At 38.2% G+C, this 7280-nt stretch carries 4 protein-coding genes; all 4 read right to left on the reverse strand.

Annotation, left to right across the window (positions count from 1 at the left end; genetic code table 11):
- Positions 1–87: 87 nt before the first annotated feature.
- The 4 genes from H6F47_RS26035 to H6F47_RS26050 all read right to left on the reverse strand — a co-directional run bounded on the left by H6F47_RS26035 (position 88) and on the right by H6F47_RS26050 (position 6877).
- Positions 88–1353, reverse strand: coding sequence for a glycosyltransferase family 1 protein (locus H6F47_RS26035; RefSeq protein ID WP_190348695.1), 1266 nt, complete (start codon positions 1351–1353; stop codon positions 88–90).
- A 1147-nt stretch (positions 1354–2500) separates the two neighbouring features.
- Positions 2501–2986, reverse strand: a complete 486-nt coding sequence (locus tag H6F47_RS26040) for an RNA-binding protein (protein WP_137669040.1) — start codon at positions 2984–2986, stop codon at positions 2501–2503.
- A 367-nt stretch (positions 2987–3353) separates the two neighbouring features.
- Positions 3354–4100, reverse strand: a complete 747-nt coding sequence (locus H6F47_RS26045; protein WP_137669041.1) for a hypothetical protein — start codon at positions 4098–4100, stop codon at positions 3354–3356.
- 635 nt (positions 4101–4735) lie between these two features.
- Positions 4736–6877: a M48 family metalloprotease gene (locus tag H6F47_RS26050; RefSeq protein WP_190651648.1), complete on the reverse strand. Its 2142-nt coding sequence runs from the start codon at positions 6875–6877 to the stop codon at positions 4736–4738.
- Positions 6878–7280 lie beyond the last annotated feature (403 nt).

The following is a 7280-nucleotide window of genomic DNA, read 5'->3' on the forward strand; positions in this document are numbered from 1 at the left end:
AAGAAATTTTCAAATCTCCTCCTGACTCCTGACTCCTGACTCCTGACTCCTATGCCCTCACGGAAAGACTTTCTCAGCAACCCCTAATTAACCACGCACCAAAGCCGGCTCTTTAACCGATTGCAGCAGTTCAGTATAAAGTGAATCCAACTGACTCGCCACACCATCCCAACTAAACTTACTCATTACCCGTCTCTTACCCGACTTACCCAACTCCGCACGCCATTCAGAATTACCTAAAATTCTATCAATAGCATTACTAAACGCTGCTACATCTTGAGGTGGTACTAACAAACCAGTATTTTCATTCACCACACTAAACTGAAGTCCACCCACATCACTAGCGATCACCGGTGTACCACAGGCCATAGCTTCCACTGCCACCAGTCCAAAAGGTTCATAATGGCTAGGAATCACGCACACATCAGCCGCAGCGTAATAAGTTGGCAATATTTCCTGTTTCAACAACCCAGGGAAAACCGTACACTCACCCATCCCCAACTCGTTAACTATTCCCTCAATGCGATCGCGTTCTCTACCATCGCTATTACCTGGTGTACTTCCCCCACCAATAATTAACTTCAGGTTTTTATCACCAAAAAAATGCGACTCCCGCACCGCACGCACCAAAGTTTCTATCCCCTTCCGTGGATCAAAACGTCCCACATATAACACCACCTTAGCATCTGGCTCAATTTCTAATTTAGCTCTAGCAGTTTCTCGATCCACAGAACCAAAGCGGCGAATATCTGTACCACAAGGAATAATATCAATATTTCCTTGTTGAGAAACCAATGTTTTCATGTGTTGTTTTTCCTGTGGACTTGTAGCCACAATTTTTTCTGCTGTTTCTAAAACTTCTTTTTCTACAGCTAAACGTTGACTAGCAACCAAAGGAATATTTTCTATGGTGTTGTATTTGACGATACCTAAAGAATGATATGTATGAACCTGTTTACTTCCTTGGATTTGTTTTAACTGCAAACCTACCCAGCTAGATAGCCAGTAGTTAGTGTGAACCAACTCATATTTAAATCCGTTTTCTTTTTGAAATTTTAATAACTGTTCTACAAATTCTGGCAAATATTTAAATCCGTTATCTCGTGGTACAAATTCCACTGGTCCTGCTGTTAACCGAATGGTTCGACAGCGGGAATTATGTTGAACAATATCTTCTTGTTCAACACTTATTTTCCGGCTAAACATATCAACCTGCCATCCTAGTTGGGATAGTGCTTCACCCACTTGACGGACATATACATTCTGTCCTCCAGCTTCCTCTCTTCCAATTTCAATCGCCGGATCACCATGGACTGAAATCAAAGCAATGCGTTTGTTACTGGTAGAGTTCATAAGTTGTGTGTTGCTGATTATCACAAGGTAGTTTGGGTTTCCAAGTTTACGCTGTTCACGCTTACCTGAATTCTTTAGAAACTTTGATTAATCTTTATTTTAATTTATAAATGATGATTTCAGGGGTAACTTTTCATCAAATTCACGTATTTTTGTATATTAATATTCAATACCTTTGATAGATTAAATTATATTTTTTTAATACTAGTAAAAAAATATTAATGACATATCAGACATTAATTAATGCAAAATTAATGCTTAATGCGCCGATTAACAATCATAAAATACGTGAAATTTAAATATTTTTATTCACTGATTGAAATTATTTGTTTCCCCCATAAAACAATTATTAATTACTGTTGAATTGACAATTTCGTTTGGCTTACACATCTTTCATACTCACAATCTTTTTTGGTGAAATTACTTTTTTTAAACTACAGTATTTAAAATACAGTATTGACTTATACTATTATTATGAATTATTTTTTTTTGTTAAATAAGCTACAGTTTTGTAAAAAAGTTACAGCAGGGGGGCAGAAGGCAGTTCACAGGGGTAGGTTTTTAATATTATCTGTTAAGGCAGGACTAGGAAGACAAGGTGGGAAAGTAGACAAGGAAGATTTTATACGGACAATGGTCTTTTTGTTACCAAGAGAATATGATTTTGTACGGTTTTCCTCCCTTGTCACCTTGTCCACCTTGTCCCCCAAGTCTTGCCCTTGTGAGGGGGGCAGGGGGCAGGAGTTTTTTATGTTGGATTTTGGATTGTTTTTGTCAACTCCAATCTAAAATCTAAAATCTAAAATCTAAAATCTTTCTCCCCAGTCCCTATTCCCCTTAATAAAATTAAGCAGTGCTGAAGCCAGATTTAGCTTTCAACACTGCTTAATGCCTCTGTTATTGTTGGTTGTTTGCACAAAAAACAGTCCACGAGGGCTGGTGATTTCAGAGAAATTTAGTAGCCTTAGCTACAAGAGAACAACCAAAAATTAAAAATCTCCATCATTTGTGATATAGCTGTAGACAAAGTAGTTAGGACATCAATTCATCATGAAAATCCCACCAGCAGCGAGTTTTACTCCTGACTACTGACTCCTGACTCCTGCTATATTTGTGATTTTTAATTTTTAGCACTGGACCTGGAGGATCAGGAGCCGGCAGCAGCTAACATTTGTTTGAGTTGTTCTAACTTATCAGCCCAACGGGGATCTGGACGAATTGCGTCTGAATCAGCTGTGGTAGCTGTCTCACGAGATCCACCACCACCACGGCGAGACTTTTTAGATGCTTTTTCACGGCGTTCTTTGTTGGTATTAGGTACAGGAGTGCTACTACCTTGACTAGCAGCTTTGGGCGCTTGTTCTTCACCTTCATCACCTTTAGTCCGGGGTAATGCCTTTTCTAGTTTAATGGCAGCATCTTTAAACAATTGACCATTATATTTTTCAATAATTTGGTCTGCTTGTTCATCGTTGTTAACTGTTAAAAATCCAAAACCACGACATTTACCTGTTTTGCGGTCTTTAATCAGTTTAGTAGTGACAGCATCGCCTTCAGCCGCAAATACAGCTTGCAATTCTTGACGATCAATTTCTTCTTTGGGCAAATTACCTATGTATAGGCGAACGGACATGAACTATACCTCCAGTGTGGAAATGAAAATGACAAAACAAAAACATTGACTTGGCTTTGGCTTCTAAATAGATGCTATTAACAAAAATCGCCATAAACCAATTTTTTAATGCCAACTATCAAACTATAGTTTCAAACTACATGAACATACAGCGGGAGGCAGGAGGCAGGAGGCAGGAGGCAGGAGAAAACTGGCTTGGTGACTGCCTTTAAACTTAAATGCTGGACTTCATTGATCTGCAATCTGCTATACATTTATATCATGTTGTTTGTTCGTAGGGAATCACCCCAACAGGGAGAACTATAACGCCCCTATCCCTTGGCTAAAAGTTGGCTAAAAGCTGTCGGGAATATTTTATATTAAAATATTAAACTACCATTAACATCAACAATTTAGATGTTTGTTTACGAGCCGGTAGTAAAGATTTTAATTTAGCTTTTTGTTGATTGTAATAACGATTAATTGACTTGATAATCTGCCCTTTGATTATAACTTGCACAAATCTAGGTTGGTTAGCAGTTAACGCTGCTAGGTTATCTCTGCCTACATTAATCGCTGCAATCGCATCTTGTTTTAAGTCATAATCTAACTCCTCTTTTTCATAAACAACTTCTACCACATCATGGTCAATATTGGGTACATTCCTGACTCGATGCAGACAGAAATAATCTACAACAGTAGGAATGCAAATATGGTTTGGTGATAGATGAATCAAGTCTGCTTTCATTTTAGATTTACTCACGATCTGATCAATATAAACTAATAACTGTCTGCTCTTTTCTTGGTGTTGATATTTGAGTAATTTGTCTATGCCTAAAAATTCTGGTTTATTTTCTTTATATATCTTAATTGCTGTGAGCAAGTTTAACAAATTGAAATCTAAACCTAATAAATATTTTTTTACTACTTGAGTAGATAAAGCTAGGTCAGCTTGAAAATTCTTTAACTGTTTTTCTAGGAAATTAACATCCAGATATTTATGCTTCAAAATAAAACTTTGGTAAATATAAAAGTTAGCATAACTGTATAAGTTTTTAGCACAAAAGCATAAATCATCAATCTCCTGTTTATGGGGATAACTTTTTTGAATAATATACCGCTCAATTATTTGCATGATAATCTTAACAATATGCTTATATATACTAAACAAGGACTATAACCCAGTGATTACTCACACTAATAAGTTTTGTAACCCTAATTGCTGTGCTACTAAATTTATGAATATTAATGCTCATGTTTGTTTATAGATTGGGCGCAATTTTCCAATACCGTTTTTTGTGAGGATGATGCTTATTTAAGACTAAACCGCTAGTATGACCAGCTAATACCATTTTAATTCTCAGGATTCCAAATTTAATAGTTAATAGTCCACTACAGTAAATGAATTCTTTCCAGCTTTAACCCACAGGACAAAATACCATCTCTTAACATTATCATGGTATTGCCTACGTAGCTAGTTCAGCACTCACATTTTTGCAGATTGCATTATAGCATTATAGCATCGTAGTATACAATACATTTTTGCACAAGGGGATTTTTGGAAACAAAAACCAGCCATCGGCTGGTCGCTTTCCTGCTGTTTTGGAAGGATTAAGGGGGATGGAATATTAGCAGTAGCAGAATTACTAACTAAGTTGGGTGACTGAGTTAGGTCAGTTGCTATTAATTTCATGAACAAATGTAACATTATTGAGTTCAAGTTTGCAACGTTTGTTTACATTTCCTGGGTTTTGAAGGCGGGAAGTGCCATTATCTGGCTAGAGATTGGGCTGTTAGCATTATATAAGCTCCCCAAGCTTGGGCGATGACGGCTAAAACAGTGGAAAAAATGGGATGGGGACTATTAATAATTGTGCCATTTTCAGTTTCTAGGGTTTGAATGTCGATCCAAGGTGTTACCCCTCTTCGTAACCAACCTGTAACGATAATTTGCCTACCTATCAATTCTTGGGGTGTGGTTTTGAGTTCTAACCCAGGAATATGATGTAGCTTCACTAAACCGATGCTGGACTCTAAAATCAGGTCTTGGGCTAGACAGTTGCTAGTACCTCGACGACCTAACAGTTTACCAGTAATACGGACGCTGACGCTATCCAGTGGCAAAACCGAGGGGTTTGTTAATAGCTGCAAAATTTGCTCATCACTGTCTAAGCTCAAAGATTTGATTTCTGGGAAAAAGGCATTTAGCCGCATGACTGTACCAATGCTAAAGCCTATCATTAAGAATCCTGTCACAAATGACCAATCATCATAAATCCATTTCAGGTTAAATAAATGCAAGGTGTATGCACTTTGCCAAGCTAACCAAAACAGTCCTGCTAATGTCAAACCTAAAGGAATGCCCAAAAAGGGGGCAATTTGTAATAAGAAAGATTGTGGTTTAACTTGCAATAACTCTGGATGGATAAAATGTAGTTCTGTTTCTAAATGCCAATGACGAGCAATTTTACACAAACGTTGCAGGCGATCGCCCAATAAAGGATGACTATTATTAATAGTAAACCATTGCCGATAAGGATTGCTATTTTCCCATATTAATAATGATTCCCAAGGTAAATGACCTGCAAGGCTACCTAAACAGAGGCTGTGTTGAAAATCTACTGGGGCTAAAATATTCAAGCTTTCTAATTGCGGACTGGTATGTTCTTGTTTTTTGATATCATCAGCAATACCAATGGTAATTTTCAGTAAAGCACGAATTAACCCATTAGGATTACCTGTAATTTCGGCAGCTTGGCGATCGCTGGCATAAAGGCGAAACCGCGCATTCAGCAAAGTTGTACCCGTCAATAAACACCAAATACCATAACTCAAACCCGCCAAACCTGTAGCAGTCCAGCACCAAATTTTCTGCTCACTTTTATTTGCCAAAGTTGAGGCTTGCTGATAAAGTTGATAAATCGGTAAAGTCACCAACAAAGCCAAAGACATCACCCCAAAATCCCAACGGTTAATCTGTCCTAAACCTAAAGCATAAATAGTAGCTATTTCATCATCTGTAAGTTTTGCTAACAGTCCTTGACTAACAACAATTCTGGCGTTACGAGGTAGATTACCATAGGTGAACATCATCGGTGCTGCTATTGGTAAAATCTGGAATGTGGGAACAGTCCAACGTTTTAGCTGACAAGTACGTTGTGTGATCCTCACTGCTTCCCGACTATAGGTATACAAAATTTCTTTAGATAACGGTTGTTGCTGATAAAATTCTGTTAGTAACCAATCTAACAACCAAGGAGACAGCACCAACAACACCAACAACGGGACTAATATTAAGGTAGTAAAATCACTATATAAAAATGGCAATGGACTAACATAAGGAAGTTTATCTAAAATCTGATTGGTTAAAGTCATTACCAACTCTAACATGGCGCGTAATACCCAAAACAAAGCCATGAAAGTTGCTAAAGCTAATAGTCGGGAAGGAATTAAGTTATATTTACGGAGAGGTTGCCATACTTTTGCACGTCTAGCTTGTCGCCAATAAATACTGGTTGTTTCTGTGGTACGGTAGATGTTATTAGTAGATTTTTTTGATCCACTTGCTTGTGGCTTAGTGATTTGAGTAGAATTGACAATATTGTGTGATTGATGATGTGATTTTGATTTGAGTCTTTTTTGTCGTTTAGTTAAATGTTCAAGTGCAACTTTTGCCCATTCTTGAACTTGGGAATTATCACTTTCAATTAAATTTCTACACAAGGCGATCGCCTTTGATATTTCCCCTGTGTGTGCATAAGACATCACTAAACCAACCAGTGCTTGCAAACGGATATCGCTGTCTTCTGGTTGATTAGCAATAGGCAAAAGTTGAGTTATTGCCGCATAGTAATTTCCCTCTTTGAGAGCAGCTAAACCCGCCTCCAAAGAGGATTTTTCAGATGAAAGCATAGAATTTTTTTTACTCCAATTTCTTCTAGAACACCGATTCATTAATCCTAAGGGCGAAGCATTCAGACGGAATATGAACTGGTTTCAGCGATAGGTTATCACCCGAATGCTTCGCCCCTACCAGGTAACAAGAGATTACCTTTCAGACGGAATATGAACTGGTTTCAGCGATGGGTTATCACCCGAATGCTTCGCTCCTACCAGGTAACAACAGATTACCTAGCATTACTGAATCGACGCTCTAGGTAAGACCGCTATCTAATTAGAAATTCAACAAATAGATGGGAGTTCCTGAATAAATTCAGAAGTCAGGAGGAGAGGACTGGGGACTGGGGACTGGGGACTGGGGACTGGGGACTGGGGACTGGTGACTGGTGACTGGGGACTGGGGACTGGGGACTGG

The organism is Sphaerospermopsis sp. FACHB-1094, from assembly GCF_014696195.1.
Taxonomy (GTDB): Bacteria; Cyanobacteriota; Cyanobacteriia; order Cyanobacteriales; family Nostocaceae; genus Sphaerospermopsis; species Sphaerospermopsis kisseleviana.

What these genes read in the sequence shown, in the direction of transcription:
- H6F47_RS26045 (WP_137669041.1), bottom strand. Translation starts at nt 4,100, where the DNA reads ATGCAAATAATTGAGCGGTATATTATTCAAAAAAGTTATCCCCATAAA.
- H6F47_RS26040 (WP_137669040.1), bottom strand. Translation starts at nt 2,986, where the DNA reads ATGTCCGTTCGCCTATACATAGGTAATTTGCCCAAAGAAGAAATTGAT.
- H6F47_RS26035 (WP_190348695.1), bottom strand. Translation starts at nt 1,353, where the DNA reads ATGAACTCTACCAGTAACAAACGCATTGCTTTGATTTCAGTCCATGGT.
- H6F47_RS26050 (WP_190651648.1), bottom strand. Translation starts at nt 6,877, where the DNA reads ATGCTTTCATCTGAAAAATCCTCTTTGGAGGCGGGTTTAGCTGCTCTC.